The sequence below is a fragment of the Halocola ammonii genome (assembly GCF_049334165.1).
In the GTDB taxonomy this organism is placed as follows: domain Bacteria; phylum Bacteroidota; class Bacteroidia; order Flavobacteriales_D; family Sanyastnellaceae; genus JBEGHD01.
Map to the genome: position 1 here is coordinate 516,507 of NZ_JBEGHD010000001.1, position 16,511 is coordinate 533,017.

A 16,511-nucleotide genomic window follows, 5' to 3' on the forward strand; every position below is an offset into this window, starting at 1 on the left:
ATTTACAGAGTGAGTGGCGCAAGATAATCAAATTGTCTTTCTGCGGAAGCGGCCGTTCTTTCCCGGTCCCTCAAAAATATTTTACTTTTGGTGGCCCAAAATGGCCCCGTAGTTCAATGGATAGAATAGAGGTTTCCTAAACCTTAGATGAAGGTTCGATTCCTTCCGGGGCTACAAAAGGAGCAAGAGCAAGAGTTTGGAGCAAGAGAGGAAACTTGATTGCTTCTTTTGTCCCTCTTGCTTTCTTTCCTGTTGCAGTTGCTCCAACTCAAACTGAGGATCAGTTGGCTAACGCCAGACACTGATTCTCCACGAAACTCCGGCATTGATGAAAAAGGGATTGCTGTCTTCATTGATGGTGTGCCCACCTGCGTTGATGTCAAGTTGAAGATCTTCATTGACCAGGTAAAAAATGCCGTAGTCAAATTTCGATACATGATAAGTTCTATAAACGTCTCCGTAAATTTCGCCCAGAATCCCCAGCTTTTGAGTGATATTCAGTGATAAACTGGCAATGTATCGGTGTTCGGCAGGTTTATCTGTGGAATTTGGAAAATTCATTCTGTAGTTGAAAGTGAGGCCTACGCGATCAAAAAATGAATAGCTGGCCATCAGTCGTCCAAAGGGTGACAGCTGGCTGATTCCAAATTCTGGATCTCCGATAGGAAGAAAAGCACCTGCCTGAATTGCGAAAACGGGAAGAAGTCCCTTTTGCTCGTCATTAAGATTGACTCTGGCCCGAATAGCAGGAGAGGCAAACCCATCATTTGAGAACGTGTTTTCCGAAAAATTGTAACGAGTGGCGCGATAATTCCAGAGAGCCCCTACTTCAAACCTTTCCGTGATACCCACACGCAAGACGGCATCGGCAGTGTAATTGTGAATTCTATTGTTATCCAGAGTAGGAGTGTTGTAGCCGCCACCAGCTTGTAGCTGAAAAGTGCGCGCGCCTACTGTGCGAGCTCCGTTGGCCTGTCCCGGCCGGCCGGAAGCAATGTTTTCGGTGAATTGACTATGAGAGATAAAAGCACTTAGAAGTAGGGAAAAGAAGATGATTAATGACTTCATAATTCTGAAATAATTTTCGTTGAGAAGCGAGGTCTCGCTTCTTATCGGCTAAAAATCGGTCAGGAAGTTTGGCTTAACTCATTGCCTAACCTGATCAAACAGACTATTGTTTGCGCCCGACTCTCCAGGAAACTCCTCCGTTGATGAAAAACGGATTGAGCACTGAGTTCAGCGTGTGTCCACCGGCATTGAGGTCGAGCTGAAGATTGTCAGTCACCAACAGATAAAGTCCGTAGTCGAACCTGGCGATGTGAAGGTTTTCGAAAACATCTCCATAAAACTCCACAATCGCTCCGAAGTTGTCGGTGAAATTGTAAGAGAAATTAGTAACATAGCTGTGAACTACTGTTTCACTGTCGGGGTTTGCTCGCAAGCCGTAGTTGAGGTTGATGCCAAATTTATCGCCTATGCTGTAGCCGGCAATTAATCTCCCGAAAGGAAGGATTTCATCTGAGCTAAACTCCAGCGCATCCCATTTTAGTTGAGCTCCTCCCTGAACGGTGAGCACGGGTACGATCCCGTTTTGACGGTCGTTGATGTTGAGTCGGGCGCTGAGCGATGGAGAGTTGAGGCCTGTTCTGCTAAAGGTCTCCAACGCAGTAACGTACTCCACATATTGAAAAGTCCAGTCGAAGCTGAGCTCGAGATGCTCGGTGATTCCGTATCGAAGCGTGAGAGGAGTCAGAAATTCATTTGAATTGATAGTGGCATCATCGGGTGTGCTGTAGCCTCCGCCAAATTGCAATTGAAAAATGCCACCGCCCACTGTTGTCGCGCTGTAGGCCTGGCCCGGGCGATCGGAGCTAATTTGCTCTGTGTATTGTGCGAATGTGAAAATCGCTGAAATCCAAAAGAGGAATAGCAGTGAAATTTTTCTGACCATGAGACGAATTGTTTAGTAGGCGATGTGAAAAAGCGCGTCACCCTGGCTCACAACGGGCTTGTTGTTTAAGCCGATTACATAACCACTTTCCGTTGCTCTCACCCTGGTTCTAAAAGTAGCGTAGGGATCGGTAATAAAACCGATCTCCTGCTTTCTTGTGACTTCTTCACCGTTTTTCACTCTCGAATGGAAAAGTCCACTCGAACGCGCCCTTACCCACTTAGATTCGTCAAAAACAATCGGCTCGCCAGTTAGTTCATCTGCCTCGGCTTTGGTCATTCCGAGGTGTTTCATAACACGAACGGCACCGTTCATTCCCGCCTGTATGGCTCGCTCATCGAATCGCATTGATTCACCGCCCTCGAAGAGCAGCATGGGTACATCTCGTTTCAAGAGTTCGCGTCTCAGACTCGAAGCTCGGGTAGGCGAATTCAGAATAAAAGGCGAACCAAAGACCTTGGCCAGTTCAAGCACTCGATTGTCTTTCAACGAACCTCTCACTTGAGGAAAATTGCTGCGACTTTCAGCTCCGGTGTGGTAATCCAGCACGTAGTCAACGTGCGGAATAATTTCTTTCATCAGGTTGTAGGCCACACGGCTTGCGAGGCTTCCGCGTTTTTGTCCGGGAAAGCTGCGGTTCACGTCTTTGCCACCTGGCACTTCTCTGGTGTAGTTGATAAACCCGAAAACGTTGAGCACAGGAATGCAAATTACTGTTCCGGTAGTTGGCCTGGTTAGTTTCTGGTCAATCAACCTGCGCACAATTTCAACTCCATTGATTTCATCTCCGTGAACACCAGAAAGCAGAAGAAGGGTAGGGCCTTCTTTTCGCGCCCGGCTGATGATGACGGGGATTTCAATTTGCGTGTGCGAAGGAAGTTTGGCAATAGCCAGGTCGAGCCGGGTAGTTTTCCCGCGTGGGATTGGTGTGTTGCTGATGATTAAAGGCTCTTCCATAAAAGGCTCTGCTGTTTTATCCGCGTCTCACTTTGCGCATGTGGGCGTGATCTTCGATGTACTCGAGTACCATAGATGCGATGTCGGTTCCTGTAGCTTTTTCGATGCCTTCGAGGCCAGGAGATGAATTTACCTCCAGGATGAGTGGGCCACGAGCAGACTGCAGCATATCCACACCGGCAACGGCAAGTCCCATGGCATGGGCTGCTTTTATGGCAGCGTTGCTTTCTTTTCTGGAAAGTTTTACTACTTCTGCTTTTCCACCACGGTGGAGGTTACTGCGAAATTCACCTTCTTTCCCTTGTCTCTTCATGGCACCAACAACTTTTCCGTTGATCACAAAAACACGGATGTCGGCACCTTTGGCCTCTTTGATAAACTCCTGAATGATTACCCGTTCGCGTAGCCCGTTGAAGGCTTCAATCACGGAGCTGGCTGATTTCATTGTTTCGGCCAAAACCACACCGAGTCCCTGAGTTCCTTCCAGAAGTTTGATGATCACCGGAGTGCCACCAACGCTTTCGATCAATCGCTCGGGATCGCTGGAGAAATTAGCGAAGGCCGTTTTGGGCAATCCCAATCCGGCTCGTGATAAAACTTGCAAACTGCGTAGTTTGTCTCTCGATCTGAGGATGGCTCCTGACTCGACCGTAGAAAAGACTTTCATCATCTCGAAGTGTCGCACCACTGCCGTTCCGTAGAACGTGACTGACGCACCAATTCTCGGAATCACTGCGTTTACGTTCTCAATTTTTTCACCCTTGTAGTAGATCTGGGGCTTTTTCTTTTCCATCAGCAAGTTGCACTTGAGGTGGTCGAGGACAATCATTTCATGACCTCTTTTTTCCCCGGCTTCTACGAGCTTTTTAGTGGAGTAGAGATTCGGATTTCGAGATAGAATTACAATTCGTTTCATTCCTGGTTTTTCATCTTTTCGTTGTGAGACAAGTTGGTCATAGCGGTGTCCACAATAAAGTTTTTATTCAAAAGTTTGCGCCCCAATAATACGGGGAAATTCATGTCGCCACGGTTGGTGAGTGTTAAGTCAATTTCAAAAGTTTTTCCGAAAAGTACGATCTCTGTGGTGATTACGTAGCGTTCTTCTTGCAGACCGTTAGAGCTGCGCACTTTTTTGATCCTGAAAGACTCACTCTCAATTGGCTTGTTGTGATACTGCTCGTGGGACGGGTCGAGAAGAGAAAACTGGAGCTTACCGTCTTTTTCTACAATGTGGTGGCAATGCAGGCTCGAAGTAAAAGCTCCTGAATCAATTTTCACATCCAGATCCCTGAGTCCTAAAAGTGGAAAATCGGCCTTGTCTATCCGGCCGATAGTTTTCTTTGCTGGTTTATTGGACATATTCAAGTTTAAAACAAAATCACCACCTGCCAAAGTGAATTGGCTGTCGGTGGTGACAATTGGCAAATGTATTTCAAATGCAAGTAATTCCGACCAGAGGAACTATTTGATTTTTGATGAGCTCGCTTTTATATTTTCTACTTGCTTTTTCTGTTCTTCTACCACTTTCTGCTGCGCTTCAACCTCTTTGGTTTTGTCTTTCACTTTCTTCTGAAGGTCTTCGTTTTCTTTAGCCAGGTTTTCATTCTCCTTTTTCATTTCTTCAATCTTCTCCTGAAGTTCTTTTATTTCTTTTTCAGCATCTACTATGTCGTCTTTGTTCTTTTCAATTTGCTTCTTGTTGTCTTCGATGTCGTCAGTCATCTTTTCTTTGTCCTTCACAATTCCGCTGAGCGCCTTGCTGGCATCTTTCAACTTATCTTCCTGGTTGTCGATCACTTCATCGAAATAATCCTTGTAAAATTTCACCGCGAAGTTTCTGATGAACTTGTCGAGATTCGATGAAATATCTGGATGGTCTTTGTGGCTGACGTACTGCTCACCAGATTTCACCCAAACCTGAAGTTGAGCTCCTTCTTTCGCCATCACTACATCACTGTACAGTGAAATCGGACCTGAGCTGATTTCTGCAAACATGAAATTTTCAACCGAGTAAAGCCCTTTTGACTTTTTCAGCTTCTGATCCATTTCATCCTTGCAGTAGTCTCTCCATGCATCCATCACTGCATCTGCATCGGCCACGAAGGACACCGTGTGAGCTGCACCACGATCCCCCATAATTTTTTGATCCATTTCTGTCACAGAAATGTTGGGAGTTTCCTGCAGTTTTGTTGCAATTTCATCTTGCTTTTGAGCGAAAGATGTAAAACAAACAGTTAGAAAGAAAATAACTGCCAGGGAGCGTTTTTGATAGGTCATAGAATTTATTCTTTTGAAGTTTAAGTTTAAAAGTAATAATTCGAGGCAATTGTTGACCTGGTCAAAAGCATTCAAGAAAAAACCCCTCCGAAAACTTTCCGAAGGGGCTTAATCACTAATCACCTTAACCAAAATCTGAGTATGCTGTATTGTGCTAACTCCTTGTTCGAATGAACAGTACAAATGTATGGCAACCACACCGATCAATCAAATCAATAAATTATATCTTTGTATAGATAAAAGCTATTTTAATGACGCTACAACAACTGGAGTACATCGTCAATTTGGACAATGAACGGCATTTTGTCAGGGCAGCTGAGCGGTGCTTCGTCACCCAGCCAACCTTGACAATGGGGATCAAAAAGCTGGAAGAGGAACTCGGAACGATTCTTTTCGACCGAAAGAAACATCCCGTGGAACCAACAAAGTCTGGAGCAAGAGTCATTGAAAAATCGAGACAAATTCTACGAGAGGCTAACCAACTCAGGCAACTTGTGAAAGGAGAGAAGGAAAGCCTCGAAGGTACGTTTCGCGTTGGGGTGATTCCCACTTTGGCGCCTTATCTCATGCCTCTCTTTCTAGGGGAGTTCATCCAAAAGAATCCGAACACAAATTTGATCATCGAGGAAATTCAAAGCCATCAGATTATTGAAATGCTTAAGAACGACACGCTCGATGTTGGCCTTCTGGTGACTCCACTCGAAGAACAACAACTTCGAGAAATCCCACTTTTCGAAGAGCCATTTCTGGTTTATAGTTCAGAAAAGCATCCGCTTTACAAGAAGTCAGAGATCGAAACCAGCGACATCACCGAAGATGGAATGTGGCTGCTCAATCAGGGTCACTGTTTTAGGAATCAGGCGTTGAATATTTGCGGTATTGAAAGCCGCAGTCAGAATGTATTTACTTACGAAAGTGGATCAATTGAAACTCTCAAAAGAATGGTTGACAAAAACTTTGGCTACACGCTGGTTCCCGAGCTTTCTGTAATCGATGAGGAAGACAATCCCAGAGTGAAAAGATTCACAAAACCCGAGCCGGTGCGCGAGGTGAGTCTGGTAGTGCACAATAGCTTTTCCAGAGAGGGGTTAATAGACAAACTAAAAAAAGCAATACTTGAGAAAGTTCCTGAGAACATTCAAAAGGCGGAGCCTCACATTAGGGTAGAGTGGCGTTAAAATTGCATAATGGCAACCCTCGTTTTGATGTGACTTTTTTGTTGGGTCATGAAAATCGTATCTTTGTAACAGTGAGAAAAGTAATCTCTATATCATTTGCAGCGCTTTACACGCTACTGGCCATGGGCATTCAGTTGCACATGCACTTTTGCCACGATGAGCTGAGGAACGTCAGTTTCTTTCAGCAAGTTGATTCATGCTGCGCGAGTGAATCATCTGAGAGCTGCGAACTGGAAAGCAAGTGCTGTGAGTTTGCTCAAGTTGAATTTGCACTTGAAGATGAGCATCAACCTGCTTTCAAATTCAATGTTGATCAATTTTTCTTTTTAGACTACCAGACTTTTTTCGCTCTAGTACAGGAAGTCAATCCCTTAGATTTTTCAATCCAACATGAACAGCTGCGAGGGCCTCCCGAGCGGCTCTATCTATTAAACTGCGCGTTTACTTTTTATGGATAATGGAGTTTTGCAAACTCTTTAAAGTGTTGATCAAACAATCGACCTGAATTAATTTTCAATCCATAAAATCAAAAACGCAATGAAATCTTTCAAAACATATTTTTCTCTTTTCGCATTTACACTTCTTTTTTCAATGGCTGTAAATGCTCAAAGTAACGACCCTATCACGCTCAAATTTGAAGTGAGTGGAATCTGTGAGATGTGCAAGGAGCGCATTGAAGAAGCACTAGACACGAAGGGAATTCGCTACGCTAACTGGACAGTTGAGACTAGCGAACTTGAGGTCGTGTACAAGCCCAACAAAATCACTGAAGAAGAAATTCACCAGCGAATTGCAGATGCCGGTCACGACACAGAAAAAGTGAAGGCGTCTGACAAGGCCTATGACAGCATCCACCACTGCTGCAAGTATCGCGAAGACTCCAAACACTGAGTTGATGAGTTCTAGAATTTTATTGGCGCTGATTGGGATACTGATCGGCACACAACTCATTGCTCAGTCTGGAGATGAAGTGCGCGGTGTGGTGAAAGGCGTGAGTCCTGACGGTAAAACCGAGCGCCTTGCCGGGGCACACGTCATCTGGATGAAAACGAGCGAAGGAACAGCTACGAAAATCGATGGTACCTTTTCGATGCCCCTTTCTGAAAAGACCGACACGCTGGTGATCCGATTTATCGGTTACCAGTCGGATACGGTGAAGTACACCGGAAATCCCGTGAAGGTGACGCTGCAAAGCGGTGAAATGATCGAAGAGGCGTTGGTCGTATACGAACGAGAAGCCACGGAACTTTCCCTTATCGATCCGCTCAACACGCAGACGATGAATCGCAAGGAACTGCAAAAGGCGGCTTGCTGCAATCTTTCCGAGAGTTTCGAAACCAACGCCTCCGTGGATGCGTCTTTTACCGATGCAGTTACCGGAACACGTCAAATCGAAATGCTTGGCCTGGACGGGAAGTACACGCAAATTATGCAGGATGTAATCCCATCGGTGAGAGGACTGCAGTCGATTTACGGTTTGACCTACATTCCCGGAGATTGGATTGAAAGCATCCAGGTTTCCAAAGGTATGGGCTCGGTTGTAAATGGCTACGAGAGCATTACAGGACAAATTAATGCCAACACAAAGAACCCGAACTCCGAAGAAAAACTTCACCTAAATTTCTATGGTAACCAAGGTGGCAGAATGGAGGCGAATGCAAACGTGAAGGCAGATGTTGGGAAAAACTGGAAAACGATTGTTCTGGCACATGGGTTTATGAATCGAACCCGGAGAGACATGAATGACGATGGTTTTTTGGACAACCCACTTGGAGAAAGTGCCTTGTTTCGCAATGAATGGCGCTTTCAAAGTGAAAGCGGCTGGAGAGGAAAATACCAGCTCAACTATCTGAATACTGAGTCTCGTGCCGGTCAGTTCAACTTTGACCCAGAGGATGAGGTGAATCGTATGCTTTATGGAGTTGTGAGAAACACCGAGCGGATACAGGGTTTTGCGAAGACGGGTTACGTGTTTGACGGACAACCCTGGAAAAGTTTCGGGTCACAGATCTCCGGGACGTTCTACGACAACACTTCGACATTCGGGAATCGCCAGTATGCCGGAAAGCAAGAGAGTTTCCGAATTAATTTGCTCTACAGCTCTATGATCGGAAACACCAACCATAAGTTTACGACTGGCTTGAGCTATCAGCAAGACGGCATTGAGGAAAATCTGGATTCGCTCAACTTCGATAGAGTTGAACAAACTCCGGGAGCCTATTTCGAATACACCTGGAATAACACGGAACTATTCACTTTGGTAGCGGGGCTCAGAGCCGACCACAATAATTTTTATGGTTTAATGATCAGTCCGAGACTACATTTCCGCTACAGCTTTTCTGAAAACACTTCTGCAAAGCTCGCTGCTGGCCGCGGTTGGAGAACGAGCAACGTGATCATGGAAAACGTAGGTCTACTGGCTTCGAGCAGAAAACTGTATTTCGAAGGTGATGAAGCTGGAAACCCTTATGGGATGAAAGCCGAGGAAGCCTGGAACTACGGAGTAAACCTCACTCACAAGTTCAGACTTTTTTATCGCGAAGGATCAGTCACGCTGGATTATTACCGAACAGAATTTGAGAATCAAGTAGTGACAGATCTTGACGAAAGTGCCGGAGAGGTTTATTTCTACAACCTTGAAAACGCGTCTTACTCGAACAGTGCCCAGGTAGAAATGAACTACAGTCCCTTTAGAAGGGTGTCCTTGAGGATGGCTTATCGCTGGATTGATGTGAGAACGAAATACCGCTCAGGATGGAAAGAGAAGCCACTCATTTCAGAACACCGCGCCCTGGCGAATGTGAGCTACGAAACCAAAGAAAGGGAAGACGGAAAGCAGTGGCGATTCGACATTACGGGGACGTTTAACGGTCAAATGCGACTTCCGAAAACTTCGGACAATCCAGCAGAATATCAACTTGCCGAAGAAAGCGAGCAGTTCTACATCGTTAATGCACAGGTTACGAGAGCGTTTGGAAAGTCCTTCGAAGTCTATCTTGGAGGAGAAAATCTGCTGAATTTCCAGCAAGAGAACCCCATCATTGCCAATCGCGACCCGTTTGGAGAAGATTTCGATGCGAGCCTGGTCTACGGACCAATTTTCGGAAGAATGTTTTACGGAGGATTGAGGTACACGATCAAGTAATGCCTAAAAAATAGCAGGACCATTTACGAAGCTTCGTAAATGGTCCTGTTCTAATTTAGAATATCTTTTTAAACCTCCTCAGCCACAACCGATTCCACTACATCCATTTTGGATTTTAGCAATTGCTCGATTCCGCCTTTTAGTGTGCTCAGACTCGAAGGGCAGCCGCTGCATGCTCCGCGAAGTTGAACGTAAACTTTGCCGTCTTTAAATGCTTTGAAATCGATGGCTCCTCCGTCTTGCTCCACAGCCGGGCGCACGTAGTCGTTGAGCATCGTTCGGATTTCCTCATCGTACTCGGTAGGTTCAATTGGTCCTTCAATCTTTTCGGAAGGAGCCGATTGAGCGGACTTTTCCACGTTTGAACTTTCACGTGAGTACTTTTCACTTTTTGGATCGAGCTCCTCGGGCACATTTTGCACGGCAGTTTCGTGTTCCATCAGCCACTCGCGCATGTATTCGCGCATCTGCATGATGATCAAATCCCAGTCGAGCGAGTCGTCCTTCATCACGGTTACGAAATTTCCGGAGATGAAAATCCCCTTAACAAACGGGAAGTTGAATAGCTCCTCTGCAAGTGAGGAAGAGCCCATTGCTTCTTTTTTGCTGAGGTACTCCACCTGTTTACCGCCTTCGATCAGCACCCGGTTGGTAACGAATTTCATCGTTGATGGATTGGGCGTCATTTCTGCGTAAACCTCAGTAGGAATTTTTGTTGCTTCGCTCATAATGTGCGTCTTATTTTTTGCAAAGTTAAGGAAGAAATAGAGCTGGTGATTTTCTAGCACGTTTCTTTCCTGGCAAGCATATAAGCAGACTAGTTTATTCTTTGGCGATGGGGTGAGAAAGCCCTTTGTAATCGGTGAGTTCCATTTTGATAGAACCTACTAGAATGCTGGCCTTGGCCAAAACGGGAACGTGGTTCTTGTCGTCTGTAATCCAAACGTTCAGGTCGTCCTGATCTTTAAAGATTCGCCCCTCCTGAATAACCGGGACGAATTTGAGACAACGATAGTCTCCTTTTCTCAGGCTTATCGTTTCCCGCTCCAGGAATTTGATTTTCATTGGGAAAACCTCTTCGTCAACAATAGTCATGATCGTGAATACGTCTCCTTTCTTTACGTTCGAAAAATCCAACGTTCTGGCGTAGTAGAAACTAGAGAGCATGTCCTGAACGAAATCGGGAGTAGCGTAGGTTGTATCGTCCTGTGTCTTCACAGCTCTTTTGTGCGGAAAGAAGACATAGTCCTGATGGATTTCATAGCCACCTTCGTTCACATCGCGAATGAAACGATAAGGAAAAATTCCGTCTTTGTCGATGTATGTTTCGTAGCGATCGCGCACTTTGAAAACCCAGTTGAAAGCACCGAGCGTTTTACCAGTGCCAACGATGTTGTAGGCTTCACGGCCGCTAAAATTCCAGGGCGAATCTTTCACCTCGAGCACGGCTTCTCCAGCATCCACCCAACCGTAGTGCACCGTGTAGGTCAATTTTTCTCCTGCTTTAAATGCCGTGTTTTCTACAGAGCGCAGCTCCTGACGCTCGAGCGTATCGAGACTCACGGGGTCAGGTCTGTAAACGACTTTGTCTTGCGCAGTCATTGTCAACTGAGTGAAAACGACTGCTAAAATGATTGCGATTCTTTTCATGCAGCAGAGAAAACCAAAAAGTGTTCCAACTATCTAAACGCTGCAATTAATCAACTGTTGCGATGCACTTCAGCTCGATTGCAATTGGAGTTGGGAGACTGCTGATCTCAACGGTTGTTCTGCACGGTTGATTGTCGTTGAAGTACTCCGCGTAAATTTTGTTGTAGGTTTTGAAATCCTCCTTCATGTTGGTCAAAAAAACGGTCACGTCTACCAGATTTTCCCACGAAGAGCCAGATGACTCAAGGATGAGCCTCACGTTTTTAAAAACAGAATGGCATTGCGCTTCGATGTCATAAGAGGTAATGTTGCCATCGTTATCGATTTCCACTCCGGGAATTTTTTTGGTTCCGCGCTCTCTTGGGCCAACTCCCGAAAGAAAAAGCAAATTGCCCACCTTCCTGGCGTGAGGGTAAAGTCCAACCGGTTCCGGAGCTTTCTCTGAGTCGTATCTAGTAGATTTTTCTTGCATTTGAATTTCTTTTGTAAGGGTTAAGGCAAATATAAGAGTTCGATTTGCCCGAGAGTTCAAAACTCCACATCTTACCTTTCATTTTGCGTAAGGACTTATCACCAGTAGCTGCCATCGGTTTCCGATCTTGAATCGCCTGCCTTTTATCGGATAGAGAAGTGCTGCTATTCCACCATAAACCACACTTAAAATGTAACCGGGCCGATAGGTGAGGTCGTTGAAATTGTCCACTGATCCGCTGCCCGTAGCTGCTTCTCCAATCAGGAAAAAAGGAATAGTGTAGAGGGCACTTCTGGCAAGGGCTCCAGTGAAGTTTTGCCAGCGGTAGTCTTTCACAACTCGAATTTGATCCAGCCGAATCACGTGCGAAGCCATCGAACCAGCAATGTAAATGGTCGAATCTGTGAATCCCTGAAGCTCTCCCTTGTAGACTTTTCGGTCATTTTTGAGTTTTACACCAATGTAATCGCCAAAATCAAAGCGAAATCTTTTTGGCCTGTTTTGATTTCGAACAGTCAGGTAACTCTGCGAAAAGACACTGGTGGAAATGAAAATGAGGGAAAGCACAAGAATCACTCGGTGCAGTGAAAGATGCTTTCTATTCGGTTTGTCTGTCAAGTGTTTTTGATCCAAGGCGAATAGACTTTTGGTTTTCGACTATTAAAGTAAAACTTTCGCGGAGACCTGACCTTCTGGAGAATTATTAACTTGGCGATTCTCTAAAAAAACAGGTCAAACGGAAAGGAAAAAACATCAAGATGAAATATCAGCAATTACCCAAAGAACTTTACATCCGAAACAGACAAAAATTTATAAAACACCTCAAGCGAAACTCCATGGCGGTGTTTACTTCAAACGACATTATGCCCACTAATGCCGATGGCACGATGCCGTTTAGGCAAAACAATGACTTGTTCTACCTCACCGGGGTGGACCAGGAGGAAACGATGCTTGTAGTTTTCCCCGATGCTCACCACGAGCACCAGCGCGAGATTCTTTTCGTGAGAGAAACCAGTCCTGAAATAGCTATTTGGGAAGGCGAAAAGCTCACCAAAGAGGAAGCCACCCAGGTCACCGGAATCAAAAACATACAGTGGACGGATTCCTTCGACAAAGCTTTCCAATCGCTGATGGGCGAAGCGCAAAACGTCTATCTCAACAGCAACGAACACACGCGTGCTGTGCTCGAAGTGGAAACCAGAGAAATGCGTTTTTCAAAATGGTGCCGAAGCACTTATCCGCACCACAACTACGAGCGCTCGGCTCCGATAATGCACAAGCTCCGCTCAGTGAAAGAACCGGAAGAAATTGAGCAGATGCAAAATGCCTGCAACATTACCGGAAAGGCAATTGATCGCGTTTTGAAGTTTATCAAACCGGGTGTGATGGAATACGAAATTGAAGCTGAGGTGAGCCACGAATTCCAGATCAACGGATCGCGCGGATTTGCCTACACGCCAATCGTGGCAGGAGGAAAAAACGCCTGCGCACTTCACTACATCGAAAACGACAAGCCGGTGAGAGATGGCGATTTGATTTTGATGGACGTGGGTTGCGAATACGGAAATTACGCCTCGGACCTCACGCGCTCGATTCCTGTAAATGGCCGCTACAACGATCGCCAAAAACAGGTTTACAATGCCGTTCGAAAAGTGATGAAAGACGCTATCGATATTCTTCGTCCGGGCACCACGCTTTACGAATACCACAAAGAAGTGGGCCGGATGATGACCAGTGCGCTGATCGACCTAAAGCTGCTCGATAAAAAAGAAGTGGAGAATCAGGATCCTTCGAATCCAGCGTACAAAAAGTATTTTATGCACGGAACGAGCCATCACATCGGCCTCGATGTGCACGATGTTGGTCACTGGTCAGATCCTATTCAGCCGGGCAACGTGTTCACGGTAGAACCTGGAATCTACATCCGCGAAGAGGGTCTTGGAATCAGAATTGAAAATGATTTGGTGGTGCTCGAAGACGGCCACCGCGATTTGATGGGACACATTCCAATCGAAATCGAAGAAATTGAGGATGTGATGAATTCTTAAGTGAATTTTCGAAGACAGAAATGAAAAAGTCCGGGCGAACACCCGGACTTTTTTTGTGGACGGGGTTTTAATTTACCCGTGCATCGTCTCCTTCTTTCCGTATTTTTTCATTAAGCTTCCTTCGTAGTCGAGGATTTCCTGCCAGCGTTTTTCTACGTCTTCCGGGTCACCGTATTTTCGGGCATACTTCAGGAAAGTCGTGTAGTGATTGGCTTCTGAAATCATGAGTTCGTGGTAGAACTCACGCAAGTCGGCATCGTCAATTTCCTGAGAAAGTAAGCGAAAGCGCTCACAACTGCGAGCTTCAATCATGGCGGCAAAGAGTAACTTGTCAGTGAGTTGTCGCTGGCGGCTTCCACCGCGGTTGATGAATTTCAAGAGGTCTTGCACGTATTCGTCTTTGCGCTCTTTCCCGAGTGTGAGTCCGCGCTCCTGAATCTTTTTGTGCACCATACCGAAGTGCTCCATTTCCTCGAGTGAAATCTGCACCATTTCGTCCACCAGATCGGGATATTCTGGGAATTTGACGATAGTGGTAATGGCGTTTGAGGCGGCCTTTTGCTCACAGTAGGCGTGGTCTGTGAGAATTTCTTCGATATTTTTCTCAACGATGTTCACCCAACGCGGGTCGGTGGGCAGTTTAAGGCCGAGCATCACCTTGCTGCTCTCTTTGATCTCTTTCTTTTCCATGAAGGCAAATTTCGTGAATTCAGTTTTTGAAGGCAATTGAAGCTGTGAAAATTCAATACGAGCCACAGATCCCGTTGAAAGATCATTTCCAGATTCGCATTTTTGAACCAACTCTCCTGTCTCTATTTTTCCTTTTACGAAATGCGAATTCACAAGGTTTCTTAGGGTTTGAGGTGAAAAGCCCGAGTAGGTGTTGAGCACCACAAAACTCTCCTTTTCCAAAATTTGGCTCGTTCCAGCCAGAAGCTCATTGATCTTCTGTTCGAGTTTCCATTTTTCCCCTTTTGGACCGAGTCCCCAGGCTGGCGGATCCATAACGATTCCCGCGTAGCGATTTCCCCTGCGGATTTCTTTCTCAACGAATTTTAGAGCATCCTCGACCAGCCAACGGATGCCATCCATTCCTGAGAGCTCCATGTTTTTTCTACTCCAGCTAATCACTTGTTTGATCGAATCGATGTGAGTCACCTTGGCGCCAGCTGCGTTGGCAGCAAGTGAAGCTCCACCAGTATAAGCAAATAGATTGAGCACTTTTGGTTCTTCAAATCTCTCGCACTGTTTGGCCACAAACTGCCAGTTGGCCGATTGCTCAGGGAAAAGCCCCACGTGCTTGAATTTGGTCATCTGCAACTCGAAGGTGAGTTCTTGTCCATTGAGGTCATAACTCACGTTCCACGATCGTGGCACCTGGCCGAAGTTGTGCCACTTGCCTGCCGTTTTTGAGGTCGGCTCAAATCGCGCATCGGCCCTGCTTTTCCATTCTTTTGGAGAAAGTGCTCTTGGCCAAACGGCTGTTGGTTCGGGGCGAATCAAGGTGAAGTCGCCAAATTTTTCCAGCTTTTCGCCTTCGCCACAGTCAATTAGCGAATAGCTCTGCCAGTCGTCAGATAAAATTGTGCTCATGTCGGCAAAGGTAAGGATGCCAGAAAGATAGAGTTGTGTTGAAATCTATTTCAAAAAACAGAGTGTTTCAAGTAGTAGAAATCCACGTCCTGTCTTATTTTTAGCCTACCTAACTAACCTACAGGTTCGCCATGAAAACCTTTTTGGCAATTTTATTTTCATTCTGTTTTGCCCTTTTTGGCTACGGCCAGAAGGAGCTAAATGAAACTGTATTTTTCGATGTTGGCTCTTCGGAGTTGAGTACAGATGCAAAAGCCAAAATAGACGATCTCTTTCCGCTTCCAGAAGATCAAATCATCGACAAGATTACGGTTGTAGGTCATGCCGACAAGCTGGGAGATGAAATCAAAAACCTTCAACTATCCGGAAAGCGTGCACGAAATGTATACTCCTACATGCGCGAGAACTATCTCGACATGATTATTTATGATGTCGATTTTGTGGGTGAGGAGAATCCAGTTTTCGACAGTCGCGATGAACTCAATCGGTGCGTTCGAATAAAAATCGAATTGCTCCCCAAGCTCGATCCACCTCCTCAAAATCTGGTTGAGGAACTTTTTCCTGAAGAGTTTGAAAGTGATCAGGCTGTAGCTGAAAGTCAACCTGAAAACGAAAAGCATCGTATTTCAGGAAATGGCGGAATGTCGCATCAAAAGGAAGGAAGCTACATTCCCAGGGAATTAAAGAAGAGCGATAAGTTTCAGCTCGAAGACATTCATTTTTACGGTAACCGGGCTGACTACACCAGAGATTCAGAAGATGCACTGGAACAGCTACTCGATTTTATGCGGGCCTATCCCGAAGTAAGGATTTTGCTCGAGGGTCACGTGAACGGAAAACGCGTCAGAAGAAGCGATCTCAAAAGAGCTGCAGAGCGCTCAGGAGGCGAGTTTTACAAAAATGCCCATGAACTATCGCTAGGACGCGCCCAAGCGGTGAAAAACTACCTGATGAAGAATGGAATTGCTGCGGACCGTATCGAAACTATTGGTAAAGGAGGTGATGAACCCATTTACCGAAAGCCCAAGAACAATGCACAGAGCGAGGCGAATCGCAGGATTGAGATTGTGATTTTGTAGAAGTCCGGTTTTAGCTGGTCAGGTTTGTTTTTTTGAGTAATTCCCTGAACCTAATAACCTCCCAATTTGTCGTAACCTTGAAATCTTCCGAATCCGTTGGTCAGTGACAAAACAAATTCGGAAATTTACCGTGCAGAAAGTAATCAACACAGCTAATTTTT

17 protein-coding genes, 1 tRNA gene and 1 pseudogene are annotated in these 16,511 nt (G+C 45.6%); 7 read left to right on the forward strand and 12 right to left on the reverse strand.

Annotated elements, in window-relative coordinates; all coding sequences use genetic code 11:
- Window positions 1-102 precede the first annotated feature (102 nt).
- Window positions 103-174 (forward strand) — tRNA-Arg (locus tag ABHV44_RS02080).
- Window positions 175-288: 114 nt separating this feature from the next.
- On the opposite strand, the gene ABHV44_RS02085 is transcribed toward ABHV44_RS02080, so the two are convergent.
- The 6 genes from ABHV44_RS02085 to ABHV44_RS02110 form a co-directional block, all read right to left on the reverse strand.
- A complete protein-coding gene (locus ABHV44_RS02085) occupies window positions 289-1,068 on the reverse strand; it encodes a transporter (protein ID WP_459072982.1) in 780 nt (259 codons plus the stop codon).
- A 103-nt stretch (window positions 1,069-1,171) separates the two neighbouring features.
- The gene (locus ABHV44_RS02090) at window positions 1,172-1,951 is read right to left on the reverse strand and encodes a hypothetical protein (RefSeq protein WP_459072983.1); all 780 of its coding nucleotides are present in this window, start codon (window positions 1,949-1,951) and stop codon (window positions 1,172-1,174) included.
- Window positions 1,952-1,963: 12 nt separating this feature from the next.
- Window positions 1,964-2,908 (reverse strand): succinylglutamate desuccinylase/aspartoacylase family protein, encoded by a 945-nt coding sequence (locus ABHV44_RS02095; RefSeq protein ID WP_459072984.1) that lies wholly within the window; start codon window positions 2,906-2,908, stop codon window positions 1,964-1,966.
- Window positions 2,909-2,924: 16 nt separating this feature from the next.
- The gene (rimK, locus tag ABHV44_RS02100) at window positions 2,925-3,824 is read right to left on the reverse strand and encodes a 30S ribosomal protein S6--L-glutamate ligase (protein ID WP_459072985.1); all 900 of its coding nucleotides are present in this window, start codon (window positions 3,822-3,824) and stop codon (window positions 2,925-2,927) included.
- Window positions 3,821-4,267, reverse strand: coding sequence for an ATP-dependent zinc protease family protein (locus ABHV44_RS02105; RefSeq protein ID WP_459072986.1), 447 nt, complete (start codon window positions 4,265-4,267; stop codon window positions 3,821-3,823). Before ABHV44_RS02105 ends, rimK begins: the two co-directional genes overlap by 4 nt.
- A gap of 102 nt (window positions 4,268-4,369) precedes the next feature.
- The gene (locus ABHV44_RS02110) at window positions 4,370-5,185 is read right to left on the reverse strand and encodes a zinc ribbon domain-containing protein (RefSeq protein WP_459072987.1); all 816 of its coding nucleotides are present in this window, start codon (window positions 5,183-5,185) and stop codon (window positions 4,370-4,372) included.
- 251 nt (window positions 5,186-5,436) lie between these two features.
- Here ABHV44_RS02110 and ABHV44_RS02115 point away from each other — a divergent pair, with 251 nt between their 5' ends.
- The 4 genes from ABHV44_RS02115 to ABHV44_RS02130 all read left to right on the forward strand — a co-directional run bounded on the left by ABHV44_RS02115 (window position 5,437) and on the right by ABHV44_RS02130 (window position 9,508).
- Entirely contained in the window at window positions 5,437-6,363 is a 927-nt protein-coding gene (locus ABHV44_RS02115) for a LysR substrate-binding domain-containing protein (RefSeq protein WP_459072988.1), read from the forward strand.
- A 71-nt stretch (window positions 6,364-6,434) separates the two neighbouring features.
- Complete coding sequence (locus tag ABHV44_RS02120) at window positions 6,435-6,821, forward strand: HYC_CC_PP family protein (protein WP_459072989.1); 387 nt, start codon at window positions 6,435-6,437, stop codon at window positions 6,819-6,821.
- Between the two features lie 79 nt (window positions 6,822-6,900).
- Window positions 6,901-7,254, forward strand: a complete 354-nt coding sequence (locus tag ABHV44_RS02125) for a heavy-metal-associated domain-containing protein (protein ID WP_459072990.1) — start codon at window positions 6,901-6,903, stop codon at window positions 7,252-7,254.
- A gap of 4 nt (window positions 7,255-7,258) precedes the next feature.
- Window positions 7,259-9,508 carry a TonB-dependent receptor plug domain-containing protein gene (locus tag ABHV44_RS02130; RefSeq protein ID WP_459072991.1) on the forward strand — a complete coding sequence of 750 codons (2,250 nt, stop codon included), beginning with the start codon at window positions 7,259-7,261 and terminating at the stop codon, window positions 9,506-9,508.
- Between the two features lie 68 nt (window positions 9,509-9,576).
- Here the strand turns inward: ABHV44_RS02130 and ABHV44_RS02135 are convergent, their stop codons facing one another.
- The 4 genes from ABHV44_RS02135 to ABHV44_RS02150 form a co-directional block, all read right to left on the reverse strand.
- Window positions 9,577-10,236 carry a NifU family protein gene (locus ABHV44_RS02135; RefSeq protein WP_459072992.1) on the reverse strand — a complete coding sequence of 220 codons (660 nt, stop codon included), beginning with the start codon at window positions 10,234-10,236 and terminating at the stop codon, window positions 9,577-9,579.
- Between the two features lie 94 nt (window positions 10,237-10,330).
- Entirely contained in the window at window positions 10,331-11,158 is an 828-nt protein-coding gene (locus tag ABHV44_RS02140; protein WP_459072993.1) for a DUF3108 domain-containing protein, read from the reverse strand.
- 46 nt (window positions 11,159-11,204) lie between these two features.
- A complete protein-coding gene (locus ABHV44_RS02145) occupies window positions 11,205-11,630 on the reverse strand; it encodes a RidA family protein (RefSeq protein ID WP_459072994.1) in 426 nt (141 codons plus the stop codon).
- Between the two features lie 78 nt (window positions 11,631-11,708).
- On the reverse strand, window positions 11,709-12,263 hold the full coding sequence (locus ABHV44_RS02150) for a hypothetical protein (RefSeq protein ID WP_459072995.1): 555 nt from the start codon (window positions 12,261-12,263) through the stop codon (window positions 11,709-11,711).
- Between the two features lie 125 nt (window positions 12,264-12,388).
- On the opposite strand from ABHV44_RS02150, the gene ABHV44_RS02155 reads away from it, so the two are divergent.
- Window positions 12,389-13,678 carry an aminopeptidase P N-terminal domain-containing protein gene (locus ABHV44_RS02155; RefSeq protein ID WP_459072996.1) on the forward strand — a complete coding sequence of 430 codons (1,290 nt, stop codon included), beginning with the start codon at window positions 12,389-12,391 and terminating at the stop codon, window positions 13,676-13,678.
- A gap of 72 nt (window positions 13,679-13,750) precedes the next feature.
- Here the strand turns inward: ABHV44_RS02155 and ABHV44_RS02160 are convergent, their stop codons facing one another.
- Together ABHV44_RS02160 and ABHV44_RS02165 are read right to left on the reverse strand one after the other, a co-directional pair.
- Entirely contained in the window at window positions 13,751-14,332 is a 582-nt protein-coding gene (locus ABHV44_RS02160; RefSeq protein WP_459073007.1) for a MiaE family protein, read from the reverse strand.
- A gap of 231 nt (window positions 14,333-14,563) precedes the next feature.
- Window positions 14,564-15,271: pseudogene (locus ABHV44_RS02165) on the reverse strand (class I SAM-dependent methyltransferase); the annotation flags it as partial.
- A 131-nt stretch (window positions 15,272-15,402) separates the two neighbouring features.
- Between ABHV44_RS02165 and ABHV44_RS02170 the strand changes: the two are divergent.
- Window positions 15,403-16,350 carry an OmpA family protein gene (locus ABHV44_RS02170; protein ID WP_459072997.1) on the forward strand — a complete coding sequence of 316 codons (948 nt, stop codon included), beginning with the start codon at window positions 15,403-15,405 and terminating at the stop codon, window positions 16,348-16,350.
- Window positions 16,351-16,511: the final 161 nt, after the last annotated feature.